Here is a 24,904-nt window from a genome sequence, read left to right as displayed (position 1 = left end):
TTAATTTTGTTTTGACTTAATTTTGGCAAATTCAACATCAATACGTCCTGTTAACATTTTGAAGTACATCATCCAATCAGAAACAAAGGAATAAATCGGGTATGTAAATGTTGCAGGGCGATTTTTTTCGACAAAGAAATGTCCGATCCATGCAAAGAAATACCCACTAACAAGCGCCAAACCTAAGATATACAACTTAGCAGTTGCAATAAATCCTAGAATACAACCTAAAGCAAGACTTGAGCCGACAAAATGTAACGCACGGTTAAACGGATGGCTATGTTCTTCTAAATAGAATGGGAAAAAATCTTTGAGTGTTTTGTACTTCTTTTCCATAAATTGGTCCTTTCTCTAAACCTTAGTCGATCTTTTCACTTTGCCAACACAAAAATCATTCCAAATATTAGAGTTTGTCCCTAGTTTTTGAATCTATATTCGGGAATTCAGATATGATTTTAAAATAGAGTTGCACGTTTGTGGGTACAAACTAATGTGCATTAACATTTAGAATCTAACAGAGAGTTAAATTTAGCAAAAAGTAGGAGAATGTATGAAGCCTAAATCGATTAAACCGGATGAGTTAAACAAGATTTTTTCCGAATTAAAAAAAGGAGAGGAGTCTTCCATCGGAAGTTATTTGGTAAAAGGAGTTCGTCTTCAAATCAGTAAATACAATTTATCAGGTGCCGAACGAGTTCAATTGTTATACAAAAGAAGAAGAGCACAAGGTTTGTGTATTGTATGCGGAAAAAAAGTCACAAAGAAAAATCCATCTACAGATCAACTTTATAGACTCTGTGAGGAACACCGCAATAAGATTGATAAAGGTTCTAAGTAATCTATTCTTTGGTAGAGTTTCCCGCCTTTCTATGCGGGAGCTCCTGCCAGACAGCTTCTCTTTCCTCATCGGTCATACTGGACCAAGCCCCGATTTCTTCGATTGTTCGGTAACAACCAGCACAAAACCCAGATTCTGGATCCATCATACAGATTTTAATACATGGTGATTTTCGAGACATAGACCTGAAAATAGTAAATTTTTATAAATTTTCCTAAGCTAGTTTGGGAATCCGTCGATCCTTCCCATAAGGGAAAAGGAATTCGCATGTTGGATTGGGTAGAATCACTTAGAAGTTTATTTACTACAGAAATAGACTGTTACAAGCGCCTTTTGGATTTGGAAGGCAAAAAAAGAAACGCCATCCACCAAGCGGACGGCAAATCACTCGAGTCCTTTGTCAAAGAAAGTTATCATATCATGGTAGAAGCCTCTGAATTGGAACGAATTCGGATGAAAACCATAGAAGATGTCTATGAAAAGGAAAAGTTTCAAAAAGACGAATCTTCCATCACACTCACTCATTTTTTAAACCAAATGGACCGTGAGTCCAATTTTAAACTCAAAACGTTTGCGTTAGAACTAAAAAAAGTGGTGGCAGACCTTAAGGATGCCATCATTACCAATGAAAAACTTCTACGAACCAGAAAAGAATTTTTACAAGCAACTGTTGACTCACTTCAAGAGTTATCCCGTGAAAAGGTGTATACCTCTCACAAACAACCAACAAGGCGTGGGCAGAGCCAAAAAGGCGCGATCATTTTGAACGCGACTGCCTAGGAGAATCGTATGGGATCCACATTCCAAGGTATAGAAATCGGAAAACGAGGACTTTCGGTCCACCAACAGGCGATCCAAACAACAGGTCATAATATTTCCAACGCGGATAACAAACATTATGCGCGTCAACGAGTTGTCATGAACAGTATGGATCCGATTTATGATCCTGCATTTAATCGAGCAGAAGTTCCTGGCCAAATTGGGCAAGGGGTAAAAATTTCCGAGATTGAACGAGTTCGTGATAATTTTATTGATGATCGCATCATTGATTCCTCTTCCTTAAAAGAATATTGGGGCAAAAAAAATGATTATTTGTACCAAGTAGAAACAGTTTTTAATGAGCCAACGGGAACGACACTTAGGTCCATGATGGATCAGTTTTGGTCTTCTTGGGAAGACCTTTCGAATTATCCTGAAGAAACTGCTCACCGTGCTGTTGTGCAAGAAAAAGCCGAAGCACTTGGTTCACGTATGGAAGATGTATATAGAAAACTTTCTCTTCTCCGTGACCAATCGAATCGGGAAATTGAAGCAAAAGTAAACCACCTCAATACTGTTTCTGAAAACATCAAATCTCTTAATGAAAAAATTACAAAATCACAAGCATTAGGTGACAATCCCAACGACCTTTTAGATAGAAGAGACGAACTTTTACAAGAATTAGCTGGTATGGCTGATATCACCATCGGACGTAGCGATGAAGATGAACTGATGGTTTTTATTGGCCAACAAATCCTCATCCAAGGTCAAAAGGTTCACAAAATTGATTTGGTAGGGAATCCAAACAATGATGGACTACTTGATTTAAAATGGTCTGAAACTGGAGATACAGTTCTCCTCCGAAAAGGAAGTATCCAAGCCCTTTACGAAATCAGAGACCGAATCTTAGTCGAAAAAATCAATGCTGTGGATGCACTTGCGATCAATGCCATGGATGTCATCAACGAAATCCATAAAGATGGATTTGGTCTCAATGGCAAAACCAATGTGAACTTCTTTGAACAAAGAGCCCTTGCTACCAATACCTTCGGGGAAATCGATACTGATGGTGATGGACTCAACGATAAAACAGCAGTCTTTCGTGTGACAGGTCGCACCTCTCTTGATCCTGATCGCCCCATTGGAATCTCAGGGACCATGCGATTTTTAAAAGCAAGTCCAGGTGGCGAAACAGAAATCCTTGTACCGTATTCTAAAGATGATACTTTGAATGCAGTCATCAAACGAATCAATCGTTCGGAAACTGGTGTTGTGGCATACATGTCGCATGACAACCAATTGGCGCTAAAGGCAACTACAAACCCACAAGACAAAAAAGAAAACTTTATGATCCGCCACTTGGAAGATTCAGGAGAACTCCTTGTTGGTCTCACTGGCATTTTGACTGCCTCAGGAGTATCTGGATCCTTTGATTACCGAAAAATTGGTGAGATCAATAAGTTCCAATCCAATGCGCAAGACATTACTCTCACACCGATGTACCACCCATCTTCCTTTTTTAAGATGTCTGACGAAGTGAGAAATAACCCTGCAAACATAGCAGCTGGTCGGGGTAAAGATGTGAATGGATCTGGTGATTACAATTCACCAAACGGTCAAAAAGACGGATCCAATGCACTTCTTATCGCAGCGGCACTACGAGAAAAACCAGTGATGTTTGATTATTCTAAAACAACGGATGATTTTTATAACTCACTGATTTCAAGACTGGGAACCGAGGCTCGTGAAGCAAAACAAGAGTATACGACACAAAACGAACTCATGGTGGAACTAGAAAACATGCGTCAGTCCGTGATGGGTGTGAATTTAGATGAGGAGATGGCCAATATGGTGCAGTTCCAACAATCTTATAATGCCTCGGCTCGTATGATCTCCACGCTCAATGAAATGTTAGATACCATCATAAATAGGTTAGGTGTATAATCATGATCAGAATCACTAACATGATGCAGAACAATTCCTTGGTGCGGAACTTAAACCGCCACCAAGTGGCAATGGATGAAACCCAAACGCAACTGGGGACTGGATTAAAAATCCGTAAACCATCGGATGATCCGGGTGCTGCCACAAACCAGATGTACTTTCGATCTCGCCTCAATGAACTTTCACAATATGAAGAAAACATTGGGGATGGTTACCAACGTCTGCAACAGATCGATGGTGTCCTCGATAAGATGGGTGAAATTTTCCAACGGGTACGTGTTTTAACCGTACAAGCAGGCAATGGTATCTACCAAGGTGACAAAGGGTTTGAACTCGAAGTTGCCATTGGAAAAGAAATTGACCAACACTTACGTGCTATAGTTGATCTTGCCAACGCACGTGATGCGACGGGACAACCTTTGTTTGGTGGTCATGTAATTGAAAGACCTCCATTTGAACCAATTGAATCAAAAATTAAGGGTTTGCAAGGTCTAGAACTGAAAAACCAATACGTGGGTGTGGAATACCGCGGGGACATTGGCGAACAACTCCGTGAGATTGAAAAAGGAGAATATATCCCTATCACCATCCCAGGTAACAAAGTGTTTTGGGGAACAAACGTCAGTGTCACTTCCAAAGTGGACAACTCTGCTTACCAAGCTACTTCTGACCAAAAGTTCAAAATTGATGGAGTAGAAATCCATATCTCTGTGGGTGATACCATTGATGATGTGATTGATAAAATCAATAACGCTCCTTTGGAAGTAAAAGCAAGTAAACTGGCACAAGATAACATTTCCATTTCTTCCACAGCCCCTCACCAAATTTGGCTAGAGGATGTAGACGGTGGAACTGTGTTACGTGACATTGGACTCATTGAACCAAGTGCCAGTGAACCACCAAATAATTATTCTAAATCAGCAACGGTAACAGGACTTTCTGTTTTTGATACTCTCATCCAACTTCGAAATGACCTCATCCAAAAAGACCAAGAAAGAATTGGTGGTCGAGATTTAGGTGATTTGGACTTAGCTTTAGAAAATATTTTACGCCACCGTTCTACTATTGGTGCACGTATGAATCGTTTGGAACAACATGAAGAACGAGTTTCTTATGATAAGATGTACATGACGGAATTACTTGCTAAAAATGAAGGAATTGATTTTCCGGAAACCATCATGAACATGAAGTGGTTAGAAACAATTCATAGTTATGCGCTCAATGTTGGATCTAAAATCATCAAACCAACTTTGATGGATTTCCTAAGGTAATTGAGATTAAATGACAGGCACATTAGAAAGATTAGAAACAACAGGAACTAGAATGTCGGTAACGATTCATACAAAACCTTTCGGAACCATCCAAGTGGATTCAAAACAAATTCTTAAATTCCCACAAGGGTTACTTGGATTTGAAGAATTTGATGAATATGCACTGATCGAAGAAAGTGCAGAAAGTCCATTCAAATGGTTACAATCCACAAAAGAGTCGGGTCTTGCATTCATTGTAATCCAACCTGAACTGTTTATGAATCATTACAAACCTGCAATCAGCGACGAAGAGTTACATGATATTGGTTTAACGAGTTGGAAAGATGGGATTATTTTTCTCATTGTGACCATTCCCCATGACAACCCAAAAGGTATGACTGCCAATTTACAAGGGCCAATTATCCTGAATGGGAAAGAAGGAAAAGGAAAACAATGTATTTCTAGAGATGAGAACCATCCAATTCGCAAAAATATAATAGAGTCAATGGAAGAAATGTCTTCCGAAAAGGTTTAGCTCGTGTTAGTTTTAGCAAGGAGAAGTAACCAATCCATAATGATAGGTGATGACATTGAAATTGTCATCGTTGATATCAAAGGGGATCAAGTGAAGATTGGTGTAAAAGCTCCTAAAAATGTTTCTGTACATAGAGCAGAAGTGTACAAAGAAATCCAAGAAGAGAACAAAAAAGCTGCAGGTACAAATATCAAACCTGAAGACTTAGGTAAATTGGGAGACTTATTTAAGAAGAAAACTTAACTTGATCTTTCTCTAATCATAACATTCTCTGGAAACAAACTCCAGGGAGTGAATTTATCTCTTGAAACGAAAAATATTAGTTTGGCTTTTACCACTGATTATTGTCTGGCTACAACGATTCGTCGGCCTCACATCGCGATTTCGCATTTTCAAAAACGAACAATACGAAGAAATATTTAAAAATAAAAAACCATACATCTATTCCATTTGGCATACGAACGTATTGTACTCTCCTTATCTTCATCGAAATAAAAAAGTTGCTGTCTTAATTTCAGAATCGAAAGACGGAGATTTTATCAACCAAGTGGTTCACCGTTTTGGGAATTCTAGCATTCGAGGCAGTAGTTCTAAAGGTGGATCAAAAGCATTAAAAGCAATGATCCAACATTTAAAAAAAGGATTACCTGCTGCATTTACTCCTGATGGACCAAGAGGACCTGCGCTAATTCTACAACCTGGAATCATTGCAGCTGCACAAGTCACACAAGTTCCGATCGTTCCTTTTCATTATGAGTGTTCAAGACAATGGATTTTGGAAAAAGCATGGGACAAACATAGGGTTCCAAAACCGTTTACAACCTTTGTTGTTTCGTATGGGGAACCAATTTACGTGCCACGTGAATTAAACGAGGTGGAATTTGAAAATATGAGATTGAAAGTCGAAGAAGCTATGTTAAAAAATAGAGAGAAAGCGATTCAGGAAGCGGAACGAATTCGTACAGGAGAGTCCAAATGACAGCAGTATTTGAAGACAAAGTAATCGTCACAACTGAAAACACAAAATACGAAACCAAAATCACAAAAGGCAAACACCATTGGATAGCAGACGAACCAGCAGATAAAGAAGGCACGGATCTTGGTCCTATGCCAACAGAACTTCTTGCATCTTCCTTAGGAGCATGTACTTCGATTACGATTCGAATGTATGCCGACAGAAAAGGGTATGCTTTAGATTCAGTTTCTGTCCAAGTAACAATTGATAAACGGTCACCTGAGGATCACAAATTCATTCGCGAAGTCACTCTCAAAGGAAATTTAAAACCAGAAGAAAGGGACCGATTGTACTCCGTTGCCAATGCGTGCCCTGTTCACAAGATTCTCACTGGGAAAATCGAAATCGATACTCTTTTACTCCCTTAAACCCACAAGGGGATGACAGTGGCAGATCCCCCTGTCCATTCGATCTTTGTGTGAAAGTGTTTCCCTTCTCTGATCCTTGGGACTTTGGCTCCATTCACGTAAAAAGTCCCACCCGTATATTCATGTGTTTCCCTTTCTTTGGTTTTGCTAATGGAATGGTGCATATGGCCAGAAAGGACAAGGGGAACTTTTTTCCCAATTGATTTGGCATATTGAATGGCTTCCGTTAAATCGGCATCACCCCAATCACCACCTTCCTTTTTAAATTCAGCACCGTACATCGCATTTTTAGCAGAACCTAGCCCAAAAGGCCCGTTATGCGAAAGGAAGAGTAAATGTTTTTCCTTTGTTCCATCTATTAGGCGTTTGTATGTCTCAATGGAAGTTTCCATATCTGTAACATGATACGTTTTTTTTAAGTGAGGCAAAAAACTGAGTCCTCCACCCATGGCATGTGGTCGACCTACAATGAGAGACAAATCCAATTCTTGTGACAAAACAAGTGAACTATATCCAAGGATTGTGATTGGTTTCACTCGTTCGGATAGTTTTTGTAACCTTCTACCTTGCCCCAAATAACCTGATTGGATGAGAAGATTGGAGTGTACAATTTCTCCAATCACGGAAGTGAGACTTGTTCCATCCCAATTACCAGGAATCATATACGCGCGTTTGGTGAGACCTTGGAAGGAAACCTTTCCTAGTTTTGGATTCCCTCTTAAGTCACCTGTAAAAAACAAAAAATCATAATCAGACTCATTGAAGTATTCAATGTCTTTTTGGTTCCAATAACCGTGGATATCTCCAATCAATGCAAATTTCATTTGGGTTGGATCCTTAATTCTTATTCCGTATACTGTCTAAGGAAGAACGAATGAGACCTTCTGATTTTCCACCAACTCTGATAAAAGCAGGTGGTTTACCAATCGGTGCAGAGACTTGGATTTTTCGATTTCCTTCATACGTTGTGCCTGTCCAAAAATGTGTCCATTTCCCTCGAGGTAAATACACATCTTGTACAATTTCATTGGATTCCACAACAGGCGCGACGAGTAAATCATCTCCTAAGAAAAACTGGTATTTGTAATTGAGAAGAATTTTGTCCTCTGGTTCCACTATGGCATTGTGTCTCACAACAGGAAGTCCTGTTTTTGATGCTTCATCCACCAAACTTTGGATATATGGTTTTAAGGCAAAGTGGATCCTTGCAATTTTAGCAAAGAGTTGGACTGTATCCTCATCTCCAAGTGATTTGGTTCCGTCAGGTTTTGTATAAGTATAAACTTGCCAGTTTTTAAGAGGTCTGTTCCCTTCATGAGTACGAAACACCGGGGTAAAAGCAGAAACTTCTGCCCATCGGAGTAATAGTTCTTTTGTTCGGTGGTAGTTTTTTAATGGATTGGAAATGGTTGTGTAACCACCAATATCACTATGGTTTAACGCATAACCGCTGATACCCGATGTTGTAAGGCCTACGATGGAAGAAGGGAGTCCATCATTGGTTCCAAAACTGACCATTTGATCCCCTTCCCAAAAAAGAGTGGAATAAGCATTGGAATAACTATAACCTGCTCTTGTAAAAAAGACAATTTTTCCTTCCATCCCTGCTTCTTTGATGGCTTCACGATTGATCCTTGCCCAATCCACTGGGTATCGGTTATGGTACACTTTTGCATCCACACCAGAGTGAAGTTTTGCATCATAGGGTAACCATTCTCCGAAGTCGGCCATCCATCCAGAAAGACCCATTCCAATTAAATTCTTTTTTATGAGATCTTTTGTCCATTTCACTGCCAAAGGATTGGTAAGATCGATAAGGTATGCTGGAAAACCAACTGTTTGGATGAGGTAATCCTCACCTTTCGCATTTTTAACAAGATAACCTTTGGATTTAGCTTCTGTGAGAAGAGGGTTCGTAAAATCATCACCAGGTTTTTTGGGGTCGGTATCTGCTAAGAATGAATTGATATAACCTAACACCTGCACGTTTTGGTCATTCATTGATTTAACAAATTTTTTGAAATCTGGATAGAGGGTTTCATCTGCATACCAGCGCCATTTGAGTTGGTCACCAAAATTGGTAACTCGCCTTCCGCACCAGTCTTGGATCCATAGTGCAGTTACAGGGTTACCAGCGTCTTTAGCTTGTTTTACGATAGCAGAAACTTTTTCTGTTCCCCCTTGGACACCTAACCAAGTACCGTACGCCCACTCGGGGAGTTTGGGAAAACGACCTGTTTTTTTCGTATAGGTTTCGATGAGTGATTTGGCAGAAGTTCCAAGCCAAATGGAACCAGAAATAGATTTTTCGGATTGAAAGTCCCAAAATTCTACCTTGGTTTTTTTGGCGTGATCAAAATCAAACTTCGCATAACCACTGTTCTCAAAAAAGACAGATCGATTTTCAGAACTGATATAATGGGGGATCGGGGCATACGTTGTGTATGCATTCCCACCAGCTCCTGCGAGTAAATTGGCCCCTGTGGTGATGGGTTGGTCTCCACGTCCAATTCCTTGTTCTTCTGTGAAAAAAAAGGGTTTTTTCCCTTTGAACTCATCATAAGTGAATTGTTCCCCGAGTCCAAAAAACTTTTCATCTGGTTGAGACGCATACACAAGTTGGATCCGATTTAGGTTTTCATCAGATACAGTGATTTTGAATTCAATTTCGGTATCAGATTTTGCGGCAAAGCTGACTTCGTAATTGGAAGAACAATTTTTCCCTGTTAATTTACCAAGGATGGTAATTTTCCCAGTTTCTTTTTTGATGGAATCCACCGTTTGTTCGGAACAAGTCCGTTTGGTTGACTCTTCAAATTTAAAAGAAGCCATTCGGTATTTGGAAATGGTTTCTACTTCGGATACAGATAAGAAGGGTTCATCTAGCGACAGTTTAATGAAGTTTTTGTCAAAGGATGTGTTTTTGAGAACTAGCTCAGTTGGTTTTTGGATCCATTGGATTTGTTTGGAAACTTGGAAGGTTTCTTCCTGAATGGGAAAGGGAGTGAGAATATGAGAGGCACATTCTAGGAATAAAAAGATACAACAAAGGGATAAAAAACGAAAAACCATCGGATCCTCCAAGAGCGAGAGCTTAGTGAACCGATGGTCTTAAGTTACGTAAATCTTTTTTTAGACTTTCTTTCGATCAACACCACCTACCCTAGGAGCTGCTGCTTGTGCACCTTGTTTGGCACCAAAAACGGCAACGGCTTGTTTGGGTAAGTTGGACTTACGCCATTCAAACCAAGAACCTTGGTAGGTTGTAACATCAATGTATCCTGCCTCTCGTAACATAAGAGCTAACAAACAGGACCTGGCACCATTGTAATCATAAATCACAGTTGGCCTTTCGGGCATAAATGGAAAACCATTCAGGCGTTTTTTGAAAATAGAACGTTCGATGAGATTTGCTTCTCCATCGTACAAATTCCTCCAATCCCAAAGGAAAGCTCCTGGCAAACGGCCACAAAGAGTTCCTTCTTCTGGAGCAGTGAGACGAGGTAGGCGACCTTCGTATTCTTCCATTGTCCTTGCATCAAAGATTTGTAATTTCGTAAGATTTCGTTCCATAAAGGCTTTATCAACAACACCTTCAATTGGTTTTGCCTTATCCGCAACAGGAGGTTCCATTTTGAGTTCTCCTTTTGCTTTTTTACCATTTGCAGGCCATTTTTGACCAAGAACATAAGCATCTTTGATTCCCATTCCGCGGAGTAAATACACCATACGAGTGGAAAACATCCCCATCCCTTCATCAAAAACGATGATTCGAGTCTTTTTTGATTTTTGAAACTCTTGGACCACTGTAGCCATTGGGCCATATAATTTTTTTTGGGATTCAGGGTCAGAGCCGAATGCTTTTTTGATAAATGGATAGTAGTAGGCACCTTCTAATGTTTCTTCTTCATATGCTGATTGGGAACGACAATCGATGAGGAAGTCACCAGGTTCTATTTCGGTTTTAAGAAAGTTCCAGTTCAAAAAAGTATTCTCCTATTTCTTACATTACTTTTCCCCCCCTCGAATTTTTGAAAGTCTGAAAACCAAAAAAAAAATTCAAAGCTGGTCTGGGACATAATGAGAAAAGAAATCAATTGTTCGAGAGTTGATTCCGAGGGGTATAGAATCCGATACTAAAGATAGTCGGTAAACCATGAATTGGCATGTTTCAATATCATTCTCAGTCATTTTAAGTCTATTTTCGTTAGCCAATCTATCTGCTGACAAAAATCCAAAAGTTCATTCGTTACAATCTTTGAACGATGAAATCATTCATTGGAAACAAGGTAAAATTTCAAAAAACTTCCAACAAAATATTCGGAATCGTAGTGTTTACCCTACGAACGAAGAGAATTGCCAACTGGAGCTGGCATCTAAAATTTCCTCGGTAACTTATTACAGACTCAGTTGCCAAGGAAGTGAAGAACCAATTTTTATCGAATTTTTATCTCAGAACAGAAACAATTTACCTAAAGAGGAATTCCGCTTAAAGTCTGTTCAACGAATTGGAAAAAAACAATATTTGGAAATCCAATCAGGATTTAATTTTGTTGGATCTAACGCAAACGAAAGTACAAAGACTAATATTGATGATACAGATTTAGATTACCCTCAAAAAAAAGTAAATCAGATACGAAATCAAAAATCTACCAAGGTAACCTCTTACCAACCAATTCAAAATCCAAACTTGTTTTATTTCCAATCCATTGCGGAAAATCCAAAGAGACGAAAAGAAGTACCTTCCAATTTAGAAATCTTTTTTGATTCTTCCTGTCCGCTGGAATTTGTAGAAAAAGACCAAAGTTTTTATTGGGATCAAACAGTTTCTTATGTTTTTCGCATCACATGCGTTAAAGACTCTGTCTATCGATTTATACGTGCCCCTTCTGCACCTTCAGGTGAATTGATGGTTTCGAATACCATTTGGAAAGATCCAAAACCAGGAGAACGAGTTTTAGGGAAGGCTCTTCTAAAAAAAATTTCAGAAACTCAAATCATTTGGGAGAAAGTAATTCTGTATTATGAATAAAATCATCTTAATTTGTCTCAGTTTATTACTATGGAGTGAGACAGTCTTTTCACAAACTGAATCAGAACCTGCAGTGGATTCAATTTTTCGTTCCGTAGTCCTCATACGGAATGAAGGGTTTAACACTGAAAATAAAACCCAACCTTGGATGAAGAAAAATCTTTATACAGGGTTTGGCTCAGGATTGGTATTACCCAACCAAACTATCTTAACCAATGCACATGTAGTTCGTGATGCAAAGCGAATTTTAGTTAAGAGTAGTTTCACTAAAAAAGAATACTTAGCGGATGTAAAATTCATTGGTTATGATTGTGACTTGGCATTATTACAAGTGAATGATCCCGATTTTTCGGAACAAACAACTTCATTAAGTCTATTGGAAGGAATTCCCAATTTAGGATCGGATGTATTGTTATTGGGTTTTCCAAATGGTAATGACAGTTTATCCGTCGAAAAAGGATCCATCTTACGTTTTGAAAAAAATCGATACACCTACTCTGGGTTAGATTATCGAAATGTATTAAAAATAGCAGCAAATATCCAACCAGGCAATTCTGGTGGACCCGCTGTTCAAAATGGAAAGGTTGTTGGTCTTGTATTCCAGATCAGTACGTTAGAACAAGGGATTGCGTATTTGATCTCCAATGACATCATCCGTCATTTTTTAGAAGATATTAATGATGGGAAATATGATGGGTTTCCAAATCTAGGATTTACATTCCAAAATGGAAATCCAAAAAGTTTAAAACAAGCGATGAAAGTACCTGCGAGTGAAACAGGAATTTTTGTGAATCGAATTTATCCTTCTTCTACATTTTCGAAAGTATTAAAAGAAAAAGATTTTGTGACGGCTGTGGATGGAATTTCCATCTCAAATGATGGTGAACTCACTTCTTCCAATAAAAAAGAATTCATCATTGATTGGATTGAAGACAAACAATTGAATTCAAAGGTTTCGATCAGTTTTTATCGAGCAGGGAAAGAAAACCAAGCTGAAGTCAATTTACAAAAAAACTATGCATTGGAACTTTATCGAGATGGAACGGAAGATTATTTTTTGCAGGCAGGTTTTGTTTTCCAACCAATTACACGATCTTTTTTCCACTCTGAAGACGGTGATTTAGATAGTTCCTTACAATACCACTACAGTTACTTTATCCAAGACCTCCTCTATCGTTATACAACAAGAGATATTGTATTGAGTTATGCATTTAATGATCCGGAAACATCGAAATATAAAAAATATAAATACAAAGTTGTAGAGTCGATCAACGGACGAGTTCCAAAAGATTTAAGTGAATTTAAAACCCTGTGGAAAGAAAATAAACGAGGAATGATTGTACTAAAATTTAGAGGAATGGATCTTCCTATTGTGTTACGACCTGAATCCATTTACCAAATGAACCAACGTGTTAAAAAAAGATATGGTGCCAATTATGAAGAACTTTAAGTCGATTGTCCTTGTATCATTTTTAGTATTGATCACTTCCAATGTTTTTGCGGAAGAATTTGAAGATAAACGTGTCATTGAAGCAAGGGTAACCTTTCAGAAAATTAGCCACCAAAATCCATGGTTAGTTGGTGAACCATTCAATCGCAAATTAAATATCATCCACTTAGGAAAGGGACAGTTTTTTGGTGTCACTCTTTCTAAACAAAACCCCGTATATGCAGAATTTGAATCCTTTGATTATTCAGTACCAAAATTGGCAATCAAAGCTTATGATGGAGAGACTGGGTTTCTATTATTAGAATCAAAAGGAATGCAGAAATTACCAAAACCTGTAGGATTGGATTTAAAACTGACAGACAAACATTGTCCCACTGGAAAATCTCGATATGTTTATTTGCCTTTTTCAAAAACTCCAATCAAAGTTTTGATGTTGGATCAGAAAAAAAAAGAAGAGTCTGATTTTTTCTTCAAAAATCAATTGTTATGCGGGATTACTATTTCTGATTTTTTAATCCCAACCGAATATGTAGAATTGTTTTTACGATCTGGTGGTAAGTCATTTCCGCACCCAGGATTCTTATTTGATGTAAATCTAACTCCTTCAGAGAAAGAATATTATTCAAAATCATTTCCAAATCCACTTTTAGTATCAGAAGTGATTCCTGGAGTTGGTCCTGCTTATAATTTATTCCCCGGAGACTTGGTGACTATGATCAACTCGTTTCCGCTTACAAAAGTGGATGAATGGGACCGTGCTGATAAAATCTTGGATTTGTTATTACGTAAACCCGATGGACGTTTGCGAGAATTAGGTGAAACGATCCAACTGAAACTACATCGTAATTTTCAAAGTCTCAGTATTTCATATGATTTAAGGGCCTATGATTCTAATGATTTTTTAATTCCAGAAGAAGCAAAAGATCGCAGACCATTGTATTTGATTGTAGGGGGATTTTTCTTTACGGAACTTTCCAATGCATATCTCAAAGAATTTGGCTCGGAATACAGGGTGAAGTCGGAAAAAAAATTGGTGTATCTGTCTGATTATTACCAGAAGAAAGTCCACCCAGTGAGGGAAAAAATAGTAATTCTCAGTCGTGTTTTCCCCCTAGAAGGTAACCTAGGATACCAGGACTTCCAAGATTTAGTCTTGGAGAAGGTAAATGGAACTCGCATTAGCTCCCTTAGCCAATTAAAAACTCTTTTACAATCAGAAGAGTCCACCTACTACGCGTTTGAATTGTCTGGAGGAAAAATCGCCTTTTTTACCAAAAAGGAGATTCTGGAATTGCAACAAGAGCTTCAGTCTACCTATAAATTGGGACGTTCATATAACTTGGAAGACTAAATTTCAAAAATAGATTTACAATAGTTAATGGTAGGGCATTCTAACTCACTAAGCCATTCCTTATGAAAATCTTATTTGTTGACGACGAAGAAACAATTCGTGAATTGTTTTGGGAATACTTCAAAGATGAATTTAATGTTACATTAGCCTCCGACGGAATGGAGGCTCTTGCTATTGCCAACCAAAACACTTTTGATTTAATCATTTCTGACATCAGCTTACCAAAATTAAATGGAATCCAATTCATTCAAAAATTAAGGGCCGATGGAAACCAAACTCCCTTTTTGGTAATTACGGGAGACAGTGACATTCAAATTGCAATTGATGTGTTTCGTATGGGAGCCGTTGATTTTTTTCTAAAACCATTTCGAATGGAAGCTCTTCGTTCTCGGATTAAAAAATTTGAAAATGCAGACATTGATCTCACCTTACTTTATAATAGTGGTGAGATTACACAATTCAGTGGTGACTGCAAAATCAAATTAAAACCACAAATTAAAAAGTTAACATCGTACATTGCATTTTTAACCAAACAAATATTAAATTCTCCACATGCTTCACCTGAAGATTTAATCTCCATAAAAATTGTATTGTATGAATTATTGGCAAATGCAATCGAACATGGAGTTGCGGGTGTGAGTTATGCTGAAAAACAGGAGTGTTTAGAATCTAACCAAGATTATTTTAAGTATGTTGATGAAAGATGTGCCGGTAACAATTCATCCGTTTTTGTAGAGTTACTAATGGATGATGTTGGTGTTACGATTGTGATTCGAGATGAAGGGAATGGATTTGCAGTTTCTCAAATTCCCAATCCAATTGAGAATCCAAGTGCCAATTTAGTCAGTGGACGAGGGATTTTTTTAGCAAAAATGAATATTGATTCTATAGTTTATAATGAAAAAGGAAATGAAGTTCGATTTTTTAAAACTTGGAATCGGATTGCTGGAATTGCCAATCAAAACTGAATTTTCATAGTCTTACTCATGCAGGCTCAATTTTACATTTCGAGCACATTAAGAATCTTATACCAATTACTGATTGATTGTTCTTTTTGTCTCAAACCGTAGAGAACTAGAAGGTTTTGATTCTCTTTCAATCCCGATGTTCATAATGCCAAACACTCCTTGTTTCCAAAAATGATTGGGATTGGAATTTGCCTCCGGATACAACGGAAGACTGGAATTCGGAACTATATTTTTCAGTCAGAATCGGATTGGGTACCAAGGAAGTGAAAAAAAGAAAGAATGTGGAAAGAAACAATCCCGATACTAGAAGGGATGAAGAAAATACTTTTGAAATATCGGCATGGATTTCTTCTCATTTTCCCTCTACTGTTGGTTATTTTCTCTTACAGGGAAGCTGATACTCGTTTTTCCTACGACCTGAGTCGATTTTTTGAAAAAACCGACCATAGTAAAGAAGAGGCAGTCATTGTTTCTTATTTAACACAAAAAGATTCGTCCAAAATTTCCTTGAGACGTAAAAAAGAATTAGCAAGAGCAATCGTAAGGTTTTCGCAAAAATTACAATTACCAGATGGTACTTTGTTAGGTGATTATCCTCCAGTTCCTTCCTTATTTTTGTTAGCTTGGGCAAAAACAAGAACTGACTTTCAACCTATAAATGAAAAAGGGTATGGCATTTTAGCACTTTCAGAATTCTTCGTAAGAGAATTTGAAATGTCATCTGGTGCAAAAATCAATAGGGACTATGACATTCAATTGGACTCAATCCAATTTAAGATTGTAATTTTGAAACTCAAAGAGTATTTAGCGGAAGGAAAATCTGTAAAAGACGCCTATCAGTTGTTATACAAAAATAATATCCCACCCAATGAATGGGAAATTCTTATCTCAAACTATAAAAAAATCTACGAATACGTTATTTCCGAAAGTAAGCCATAAAATATCCAGTCAGTAATAACCAAGATACAATTTGACCTAAAAATAGAGAAACAGCAGCTCCGTTTGCACCGAAGTCTGGGATGATCCAATAGTCAAACAAAGCACCAAATAATAGTCTTAATAAGGCAAGACCTGCGAGTAATCTAGGTAATCCCAAAGCAAATAATGCAGTTCCTAGTGGAGCAAATACCAACTGTAGTAAGAAATTGGGATATAGAATTTTAAAAACGGAAATTGAGTTCGTATACTTTGTTCCGAATAACAAAGTTAAAATGGGTTCAGCGAGTAAAATTCCTGGAGCCAAACAGATGGCTATCATTCCGCCTAAAAAAACGGATTTTTTAAGAACAGTTGGGAATTCTTCTGTTTCCGCTAGTCTTGCCATTTTTGGATAAATGATAGAGTTAAATGTTGCAAGAATGATGATAAATCCACTAAACAATTGTAAGGCGGTTCCATAGTCGGCAACAATTTCAGGTGGATGAAATTGATTTAAAAAGAAAATTTCCATCCTATCCGATAAAATTGCAAATATGGAAGCTGCGAAAGCCCATAAATTAAAAAGAAGGAGTTTTTTTTCGTTCAATCGGACTTCGGATGGATCTGCTGAAAATGAAATCTCTTCTTTTCCAAAAAAAATAAAAAACAAAAATAAAACAAATATTGGTGCGATACAAAAGATCGCAAGAATATCCATATAAGTTAATGGGTGTTTGTTTGTTTCAGAAAAATAAATCAGTAAGGCTAATCGAATGATATTTGGAAGAGGATTCCAAAGAGATAATGATTTATATTTCCGATAGGATACAAATAAACTTTCAAAATAAGAAATGAACGAAATAATAATTCCGCCAAATAACAGAAGTAAGAGGACTAAATAGTTTTCGTTACTCGTAAAATAAGCAATGATTGTAATGACTGATAAGAATAAAAAAGAATAAAATTTGATTCTAAGAGATGCATTTAAAATGGCTCCTGGATTTTCTTTTTTTTCGGCCAATGGTGAGATGTATTTGATGAGTGCATTGGGTAATCCAAATTCAGCAATCGCAAGGACAACAGGAAGGAATCCTAAAAAGTATTGTAGTTTTCCATTTTCCGCTTTGCTCAGCAAATTGACGGAATAAATCATAAATACAAGATTGGTGACTGCCGAAATTGCCTTGGAACTACTGACAAAGAAAGAGTTTTTTAAAACTCCTTCTTTCATCAATTCGACTTTGAGAAGTTGGAAGATTTTTTTAATTTTTTGCATGTACTAGTTTTGCAAAAACTTTCCTTTTTGAATCTTCTGTAAAACAATTGGAACAATGCATACCAATGCAAAACTAACCACTAGGTAACGAATGTATCTTAGAAACAAATCATCTTTCCAAACTGTTTGTTTAATCAAAATTCCAGGGATTACATAAAACAATGCCATCACAATGACCAAGATGAAAAGTCTTACAAAAAATGTTTTCCAAAAAACTGAAAAAACTTCGGAGCCGATTTGGAAATTGATGGTGGGCATACTCCAATTCAAAAATTCTTTTTTGCTAAATCGCGGGTAAAATAAGATTCCAAGCCAAAATCCACCTAGAGCACCACTCGCCATCAAAACTCCAGATAAACTATGGTGGTGTTCCTCTGTTAAGAAAGGAGAATCAAGTGTAATCGGTAGCAAAGTAAGTACAATTCCCAATAAACCTAAGGTTCTATATTGGTTTGTAAACAGAAACGATTCTGCTTTCTTTGTGTAATATTTATTTAATAATAATAAAATAATGATTAAGTGTAAAACACCCAAACCAAATCCTAAAGTCACGTCCCCTAAATAATGTACTCTTAGATACATTCTGGAAAATGGCATAAACAAAATGATGAGTATAGACAAAATTCGAAACCATAATTTGGGAATACGATACGCTAACAGACCCCATACGACAATCGCTGAATATACATGACCAGAAGGTAACCCAAACGCTTTTTCATCAAATGTTTCTGGATATGGGAATGGTCTTGGGCTTTCCATATAGAATTTGCACAGTGAAACGGCAATCCCTGATGTCAGTAAACCCAAAGAAAGTTCAAAAGCAAGTTTTGGTCGGTAATAAAGATAAACAAAAGAGATAAGACCAAGGAAAAAACTACTTCCACCCAAATAATGGCAGATGGTAGAAATCGCAAAAAAGATTCCTCCTAGGGATGGATCCAAGATGTGTAAGGCATCGAGTGGACCTGATGAGAACCATGGGGATGTTTCGGCTAAAAAGAGTTCTTTCATAGGATTTTCCATCTAAGATGAAAATCGAACTTGATTTCATAAAGTTTTATTTTCAAATATGTGATGTTTCTATGGAACCTAACCAAAATCCCGCTGATATTTTAGAAAGTTTGTTTGTGATTCCTCGTGAGGTGCCAAAAACCATCCTCCGTAACCTTTTAGAGCTCATTTATGACGTAAAAGTAGCTGGTTCCGAGAATATCCCTGAATCAGGTGGGGCTCTCATTATCTCCAATCATACCGATTATTTGGACATTCCTGTCCAAGGTGCCTTTGCGGATCGTAAGATTGTTTATTTGGGAAAATATGAACTTTTCCATCCCCAAGAAGAGATTATGGCCATTATCAACCATAAAAACTCACCATTTCATTACCCACCCCTCAGTCTCACAAAACCTGTGATTGAGATTTTATTGAACTCACTCGGAAGTGTGGTGAAAAAAAATCTAATCAATTGGGGGAGTATGCCCATCATTCGCAATGCCGCGAAAGAGTCAGAAATGGACAAACGAGCTGCGATGGAATACTATGAAAAACTAGAGAACTATATGGTAGACCTCATGAAAGAGGGAGAACTGCTTTCCATTTACCCGGAAGGTTCACGTTCCGAAACAGGAGAATTACAGTCCTTTCGTGCCATGGCTGCAAAACTAGCGATCCGTGCAGGTGTTCCCATCATTCCATCTGGGATTGTGGGTGCGACAAATATGTCAAAACCCAAGGCTTTTCTCACTGGGGATGCGTTCAAAACAAAGATTCGTTACCAGATTGGAAAACCCATTCCACCTTCAGAATTTCCGACTGGCCCTGAGAAAAAAGCCGCCAAGGAACTCACCGAAATTTTGGAAAACAAAGTGAGAGAATTGATGAAACAGGCAGAATCCATCCTTTAGTTTGGACTTTTAACGAAAATATGGCATGATCTGAGTAGTTATGTCATTCTCGTCACATTTTCCAATTGAATCCAGGACTATGCTCATAGAACGTTGTTCTCTATGGACACCGAAATTCTGACATACTTCCCTCAAAACAAAATCCGCTTTGTGACGGCGGCTTCCCTTTTTGACGGACACGATGCTTCCATTAATATCATGCGTAGGATCCTACAACAAAGTGGAGTCGAAGTGATCCACTTAGGACACAACCGTAGTGTCCAAGAAATTGTCCAATGTGCCATCCAAGAAGATGTTCAAGGAATTGCGATCACCAGTTACCAAGGTGGCCATGTAGAATACTTCCAGTACATGATTGATTTGTTAAAAAAAGAAGGGGCAAGCCACATACGGGTGTTTGGTGGAGGTGGCGGAACCATTTTACCTTCTGAAATTCAAATTTTGCATCAATACGGTGTTGCTCATATTTATTCACCTGATGAAGGTCGTACCTTAGGACTTCAAGGTATGATCAATGATGTGGTCAAACAATCTGATTTCCCAACACCACTATCATTTAACGGAGATTTGGCGTCACACATTCAAAAGAAAAACTATTTAGCATTAGGGCAAGCCATCACACAGATGGAATTTTCTCTTTTACAAGAAAAAACTAAGTATTCAATCAACTTGGAATTTCCACCTGCCAAAAAAACGATTCCTGTACTTGGGATTACAGGAACAGGTGGAGCTGGAAAATCTTCATTAACGGATGAGCTCGTTCGTCGTTATCTGGATGACTTTCCAAACCAAACCATTGCAATTTTATCGGTAGACCCTTCCAAACGAAAAACAGGTGGTGCACTGCTCGGAGATCGTATTCGTATGAATTCCATTTTTAATGAAAGGGTTTACATGCGTTCATTTGCGACAAGAGAAGCAAACATTGCTCTAAACCGAAGTGTCAAAGGGGCTATTCAAATTTTAAAGTCTGCTGGTTATGACCTTATCATTGTGGAAACAGCAGGAATTGGGCAAAGTGATTCTGAAATTACAGAAGTGGCAGATGTTTCTTTGTACGTAATGACACCAGAATATGGTGCGGCCACTCAATTGGAAAAAATTGATATGATCGATTATGCGGATGTGATTGCGATCAATAAATTTGATAAACGTGGTGCCCTTGATGCATTACGAGATGTTAAAAAACAATACCAACGTTCTCGAAATTTATTCAATGATTCCGTCGATAGTATGCCAGTGTTTGGAACGATTGCATCGCAATTCCAAGATGCAGGAACAGATGAATTGTACGCTCATTTGATGGGAGTAGTGATTCAAAAATCAAAATTAGATTGGAAATCAAAATACCAAAAAAACCAAGTTGGAAGAGAAGCATCTGTTGTTTTACCTCCAGACCGTGTTCGTTACTTAACAGAAATCAAAGAAGAAATTGATCGAAATGCGGAATGGATCAAAAAAGAGTCAGACCTTGCTCGTTCCGCCTACCAACTGAAAGGTGCTATAACCTTACTTTCCAAAAAAGGAAAATCAGTAATAGATTTGGAATCTGAATATCAAACTACTTGGAATTCCTTGTCTGTTGATTCGAGGAATATCATAGAAACTTGGTCAGAAAAAATTGAATCTTTTCGTAAGGAACAATATTCTTACTTTGTCCGTGGCAAAGAAATCAAAGTTGATAATTATACTGTATCATTAAGCCATTTGAAAATTCCAAAAATTGCCACCCCACGATTTGTGGATTGGGGTGATATCTTAGAATGGTCTTACCAAGAAAACTTTCCAGGTTTTTTCCCATATACGGCAGGTGTGTATCCATACAAACGAAGTGGAGAAGATCCAACGCGTATGTTTGCTGGCGAAGGTGGACCGGAACGAACCAATCGAAGGTTCCATTATTTGAGTTCTGGTATGTCCGCCAAACGTCTGTCAACTGCATTTGATTCTGTGACATTGTATGGAGAGGATCCAGACATTCGACCTGATATATATGGAAAAATTGGAAACTCTGGTGTCAATGTTGCCACATTAGATGATGCAAAAAAACTGTATTCAGGTTTTGATCTTTGTGATCCATCTACTTCTGTATCCATGACGATCAACGGACCTGCACCTATGGTCCTTGCTTTTTTTCTCAATGCAGCCATTGACCAGGCATGTGAAAAGTACATTCGTGCGGAAGGAAAAACAGAAGAGGTAACATCCAAAATCAAATCCATATTTGATTCAAAAGGATTATCTGTTCCCAAGTTTGATGGAAATTTACCAGAAACAAATAATGGTTTGGGATTGCTCTTACTTGGAGTTACGGGAGATGAAGTCCTTCCCAAAGAAACTTATGAAAAATTAAAAAAAGATGCTCTTTCCCAAGTGAGAGGAACTGTTCAAGCAGACATTCTTAAGGAAGACCAAGCTCAAAACACATGTATCTTTTCGACAGAATTTGCCTTAAAGATGATGGGTGATATCCAACACCATTTTATACAAAACCAAGTTCGAAATTTTTATTCCGTATCCATCAGTGGATACCACATAGCAGAGGCAGGTGCCAATCCAATCACACAGGTTGCCTTTACTTTATCAAATGGATTTACTTATGTGGAATATTATCTTAGCCGTGGGATGGACATCAATGACTTTGCTCCAAACTTGTCCTTCTTCTTTTCCAATGGAATTGATCCCGAGTATTCAGTGATTGGTCGTGTGGCAAGAAGGATTTGGGCTAAAGCAATGAAGTTCAAATACAGAGCCAATGAACGTTCACAGATGTTAAAGTATCACATCCAAACTTCAGGAAGGTCACTTCACTCTCAAGAGATTGACTTTAATGATATTAGAACCACATTGCAAGCATTATATGCAATTTATGATAATTGTAATTCTCTTCATACCAATGCATATGATGAAGCAATTACAACTCCTACGGAAGAATCAGTACGACGAGCAGTTGCTATCCAACTTATCATCAATCGTGAGTTAGGTCTTGCTAAAAATGAAAATCCATTACAAGGTGCCTTCATTATTGAAGAACTTACCAACTTGGTAGAAGAGGCAATTCTCACCGAATTCAATCGATTGACAGAACGTGGGGGAGTGCTTGGTGCAATGGAAAGAATGTACCAAAGGAATAAAATCCAAGAAGAGTCCCTCCACTATGAAACTTTAAAACACACTGGTGAATATCCAATTATCGGAGTGAATACTTTCCTCAATCGAAATGGTTCCCCAACAGTGATTCCGGGGGAAGTGATCCGTTCGACAGATGAGGAGAAACAACAACAAATTGGCAATTTGAAGGCATTTCAAAAAGCTAATGTTGGCAAAACGGAATCCGCGATCACAAAATTAAAACAAGTAGCTCGTGCCAAAGAAAATATCTTTCAAGAGTTACTAGAAACAGTGAAAGTGGCGTCTTTAGGGCAGATCTCACATGCGTTGTATGAAGTGGGAGGTCAGTACCGCCGCAATATGTAAAAGGATGGGGTAGAAAAAATCTACCCTTGGTAATGTTATGATTTCCTGGGATTTGATTAAAAAACACAAATTGGGAATTCCTCTCTTATGGGACATCACAATGGTGTTTGTTGTCCTGGGAAATTTGGCTCTCATCATGTTTGATTTGAGTTATCTAAGCTTAAGGCCATTTTATTTTCATAAATTCCCAGAAATCCTTTCTATGTATGACAAACCTATATTAGGGATTGAGCCACATCGGACTACAACAGCTTACACTGATTTGGTGGATGATCTTAGATACCTTACTCAATTGCGAGATGATGAGTTTCGAGAAAACCAAAGAAAAAACACGAGAGAAGAAATTTATAAAGTCCTAACAACTCTTAAAACACAAGTTGCCAATGAAAAATTTGATTCACTTTATATAGGTTTTGAAGCGGCACTCCAAATCGACGATATCCAATTTCGGCGAAAAAAAGTAGAAGAAATTCTTCTCCAATTGAATGACTTCTTTAGTGTGATGGAAGAGACAGATGAAATCACAACTTTAAGTGAACTTTCTGAAAAATATGCTTTTATCAATCGTTTGAGCATTGAGACCAATGAATCAAAAGAAATTTTGTCGATTATTCAAAAAATGGACAAACGAATGTTAGAGATTGTGGAAAATAATCCATTTGCCATGTCTGGACAAACTCAATTTCTTTTGGATATTCAATCAAAAATTAAAAATGAATACCAAACACATAAAACAAAAGCACGAGATTTAAAACTAAGACAAGAATTAGACCCAATTTTAAATCGGGATCGAATTCCATCCACGGTTGTTGCTTTTGCATGGTTTTGGAGAGACCAAAATCGATCATTGGAACAAAAAATTGAGTTTTTTAATGCAAACTTTCGAGAATACTTTGCACTCAATTATTACCGAGCAATTTCTTCGGATGGAACTCCAGTTAACAACTATTTATTGTTAGACGCTCCTTTTTTATTCTTCTTTTTGGCGGAGTTTATACTCAGTTGGTTGTTAGCCATCAAAAACAAAACATACATTGCTTGGTTTTTATATCCTATTTACCATTGGTATGACGTTTTGGGACTCATTCCAATTGTTGAATTTCGTTTTTTCCGTTTAGTTCGTGTTTATAAAATTTATTTAATGTTACAAACCAATCAATTCACTAAAATATTGGGAAATGATTTGATTAGTAAAACATTACGTTATTATTCAAATATCATTAAAGAAGAGATATCCGATATTGTTACCATTCAAATTTTAACAGAAACTCAAAACGAAGTTCGCTCAGGAAATTCGCTTGATCAATTGGTAAATGCCATCGACCAAAACCGAACAGAGTTAAAAAAAGTTGCATTAAAAAATATAGCACAATCAGCACAAAATCCAAATCTACAAGCGTTGGTTCAGAATTTAGTAACGGAAATATCAGAAAGAGTATCAGCCAATATGAAACCCATTTCTTTACTTCCAAAAGAAATGCAAGCAAACCTAACAAAACAAATTAGTTTGACCATTTATTCTGCGATTTCACAAGCTACAGTTGCAATGGCAACTGATCCATCAGGTCGAAAATCCATAGAGAACCTAATTGATTATTTGATAGATGAGATGATCCTTGTTGCACAAGACCCAGATATGGTTAAACTCAATACAAACATTTCTGTTGCTCTCATTGAAAATATGAAAAAATCTATTGGCGAGAAAAAATGGCTTAAATCAGAGATTGGAAATAGTTAATTCAGTTTTACAATTTTAGAACTGGAACATTTCTTCCATTTTTCGAACGGCGTTTCTACTAAAAAAAATGTCTTGTTTTCT

The 24,904-nt window shown here is 37.5% G+C and carries 23 protein-coding genes; 16 read left to right on the top strand and 7 right to left on the bottom strand.

Annotated features, from left to right (window positions below):
• Window positions 1-336, bottom strand: a complete 336-nt coding sequence (locus ND812_RS01740) for an Mpo1-like protein (RefSeq protein ID WP_100716889.1) — start codon at window positions 334-336, stop codon at window positions 1-3.
• 214 nt (window positions 337-550) lie between these two features.
• Here ND812_RS01740 and ND812_RS01735 point away from each other — a divergent pair, with 214 nt between their 5' ends.
• Complete coding sequence (locus ND812_RS01735) at window positions 551-838, top strand: LIC10235 family protein (RefSeq protein WP_265373999.1); 288 nt, start codon at window positions 551-553, stop codon at window positions 836-838.
• A gap of 1 nt (window position 839) precedes the next feature.
• Here ND812_RS01735 and ND812_RS01730 read toward each other — a convergent pair whose 3' ends face one another.
• Entirely contained in the window at window positions 840-1,019 is a 180-nt protein-coding gene (locus tag ND812_RS01730; protein ID WP_265373998.1) for a DUF1289 domain-containing protein, read from the bottom strand.
• A gap of 86 nt (window positions 1,020-1,105) precedes the next feature.
• Here ND812_RS01730 and flgN point away from each other — a divergent pair, with 86 nt between their 5' ends.
• From flgN to ND812_RS01695, 7 genes are all read left to right on the top strand, one after another.
• Window positions 1,106-1,618, top strand: coding sequence for a flagellar export chaperone FlgN (flgN, locus tag ND812_RS01725; RefSeq protein ID WP_265355780.1), 513 nt, complete (start codon window positions 1,106-1,108; stop codon window positions 1,616-1,618).
• Window positions 1,619-1,627: 9 nt separating this feature from the next.
• On the top strand, window positions 1,628-3,541 hold the full coding sequence (gene flgK / locus ND812_RS01720; protein WP_265373997.1) for a flagellar hook-associated protein FlgK: 1,914 nt from the start codon (window positions 1,628-1,630) through the stop codon (window positions 3,539-3,541).
• 5 nt (window positions 3,542-3,546) lie between these two features.
• The gene (locus tag ND812_RS01715; protein WP_245918515.1) at window positions 3,547-4,812 is read left to right on the top strand and encodes a flagellar hook-associated protein 3; all 1,266 of its coding nucleotides are present in this window, start codon (window positions 3,547-3,549) and stop codon (window positions 4,810-4,812) included.
• 52 nt (window positions 4,813-4,864) lie between these two features.
• Complete coding sequence (fliW, locus tag ND812_RS01710; RefSeq protein WP_174705089.1) at window positions 4,865-5,326, top strand: flagellar assembly protein FliW; 462 nt, start codon at window positions 4,865-4,867, stop codon at window positions 5,324-5,326.
• A 3-nt stretch (window positions 5,327-5,329) separates the two neighbouring features.
• Complete coding sequence (gene csrA, locus ND812_RS01705) at window positions 5,330-5,569, top strand: carbon storage regulator CsrA (protein ID WP_012390131.1); 240 nt, start codon at window positions 5,330-5,332, stop codon at window positions 5,567-5,569.
• A 61-nt stretch (window positions 5,570-5,630) separates the two neighbouring features.
• The gene (locus ND812_RS01700; protein WP_265373996.1) at window positions 5,631-6,305 is read left to right on the top strand and encodes a lysophospholipid acyltransferase family protein; all 675 of its coding nucleotides are present in this window, start codon (window positions 5,631-5,633) and stop codon (window positions 6,303-6,305) included.
• Window positions 6,302-6,709, top strand: coding sequence for an OsmC family protein (locus ND812_RS01695; RefSeq protein WP_265373995.1), 408 nt, complete (start codon window positions 6,302-6,304; stop codon window positions 6,707-6,709). The genes ND812_RS01700 and ND812_RS01695 overlap by 4 nt, the downstream gene beginning before the upstream one ends.
• Here ND812_RS01695 and ND812_RS01690 read toward each other — a convergent pair.
• From ND812_RS01690 to ND812_RS01680, 3 genes are read right to left on the bottom strand one after another with little or no spacing between them, the layout of a single operon-like run.
• Window positions 6,706-7,533 carry a metallophosphoesterase gene (locus ND812_RS01690; RefSeq protein ID WP_265373994.1) on the bottom strand — a complete coding sequence of 276 codons (828 nt, stop codon included), beginning with the start codon at window positions 7,531-7,533 and terminating at the stop codon, window positions 6,706-6,708. The genes ND812_RS01695 and ND812_RS01690 overlap by 4 nt on opposite strands.
• 13 nt (window positions 7,534-7,546) lie before the next feature.
• Window positions 7,547-9,781 carry an alpha-glucosidase gene (locus tag ND812_RS01685; protein WP_265373993.1) on the bottom strand — a complete coding sequence of 745 codons (2,235 nt, stop codon included), beginning with the start codon at window positions 9,779-9,781 and terminating at the stop codon, window positions 7,547-7,549.
• 60 nt (window positions 9,782-9,841) lie between these two features.
• Entirely contained in the window at window positions 9,842-10,693 is an 852-nt protein-coding gene (locus ND812_RS01680) for a sulfurtransferase (protein ID WP_265373992.1), read from the bottom strand.
• A 172-nt stretch (window positions 10,694-10,865) separates the two neighbouring features.
• Between ND812_RS01680 and ND812_RS01675 the strand changes: the two genes are divergently transcribed.
• The 5 genes from ND812_RS01675 to ND812_RS01655 all read left to right on the top strand — a co-directional run bounded on the left by ND812_RS01675 (window position 10,866) and on the right by ND812_RS01655 (window position 16,449).
• Window positions 10,866-11,741, top strand: coding sequence for an LIC11113 family protein (locus ND812_RS01675; protein ID WP_265373991.1), 876 nt, complete (start codon window positions 10,866-10,868; stop codon window positions 11,739-11,741).
• Window positions 11,734-13,191, top strand: a complete 1,458-nt coding sequence (locus ND812_RS01670) for a S1C family serine protease (protein ID WP_265373990.1) — start codon at window positions 11,734-11,736, stop codon at window positions 13,189-13,191. Before ND812_RS01675 ends, ND812_RS01670 begins: the two co-directional genes overlap by 8 nt.
• Complete coding sequence (locus ND812_RS01665; RefSeq protein ID WP_265373989.1) at window positions 13,178-14,542, top strand: PDZ domain-containing protein; 1,365 nt, start codon at window positions 13,178-13,180, stop codon at window positions 14,540-14,542. Before ND812_RS01670 ends, ND812_RS01665 begins: the two co-directional genes overlap by 14 nt.
• Window positions 14,543-14,604: 62 nt before the next feature.
• The gene (locus ND812_RS01660; RefSeq protein ID WP_265373988.1) at window positions 14,605-15,510 is read left to right on the top strand and encodes an ATP-binding response regulator; all 906 of its coding nucleotides are present in this window, start codon (window positions 14,605-14,607) and stop codon (window positions 15,508-15,510) included.
• A 312-nt stretch (window positions 15,511-15,822) separates the two neighbouring features.
• Complete coding sequence (locus ND812_RS01655) at window positions 15,823-16,449, top strand: hypothetical protein (protein ID WP_322113670.1); 627 nt, start codon at window positions 15,823-15,825, stop codon at window positions 16,447-16,449.
• On the opposite strand, the gene ND812_RS01650 is transcribed toward ND812_RS01655, so the two are convergent.
• Window positions 16,427-17,704, bottom strand: coding sequence for an oligosaccharide flippase family protein (locus ND812_RS01650; protein WP_265373986.1), 1,278 nt, complete (start codon window positions 17,702-17,704; stop codon window positions 16,427-16,429). The genes ND812_RS01655 and ND812_RS01650 overlap by 23 nt on opposite strands.
• 3 nt (window positions 17,705-17,707) lie before the next feature.
• The gene (locus tag ND812_RS01645) at window positions 17,708-18,715 is read right to left on the bottom strand and encodes a phosphatase PAP2 family protein (protein WP_265373985.1); all 1,008 of its coding nucleotides are present in this window, start codon (window positions 18,713-18,715) and stop codon (window positions 17,708-17,710) included.
• Window positions 18,716-18,786: 71 nt separating this feature from the next.
• On the opposite strand from ND812_RS01645, the gene ND812_RS01640 reads away from it, so the two are divergent.
• From ND812_RS01640 to ND812_RS01630, 3 genes are all read left to right on the top strand, one after another.
• Window positions 18,787-19,608, top strand: coding sequence for a lysophospholipid acyltransferase family protein (locus tag ND812_RS01640; protein WP_265375889.1), 822 nt, complete (start codon window positions 18,787-18,789; stop codon window positions 19,606-19,608).
• Between the two features lie 102 nt (window positions 19,609-19,710).
• Window positions 19,711-23,085 carry a methylmalonyl-CoA mutase family protein gene (locus ND812_RS01635; RefSeq protein ID WP_265373984.1) on the top strand — a complete coding sequence of 1,125 codons (3,375 nt, stop codon included), beginning with the start codon at window positions 19,711-19,713 and terminating at the stop codon, window positions 23,083-23,085.
• Window positions 23,086-23,122: 37 nt separating this feature from the next.
• Window positions 23,123-24,823: a hypothetical protein gene (locus ND812_RS01630; protein WP_265373983.1), complete on the top strand. Its 1,701-nt coding sequence runs from the start codon at window positions 23,123-23,125 to the stop codon at window positions 24,821-24,823.
• Window positions 24,824-24,904 lie beyond the last annotated feature (81 nt).

This window comes from Leptospira limi, assembly GCF_026151395.1.
Taxonomy (GTDB): domain Bacteria; phylum Spirochaetota; class Leptospiria; order Leptospirales; family Leptospiraceae; genus Leptospira_A; species Leptospira_A limi.
This window is presented reverse-complemented; position numbering and strand designations above follow the sequence as displayed.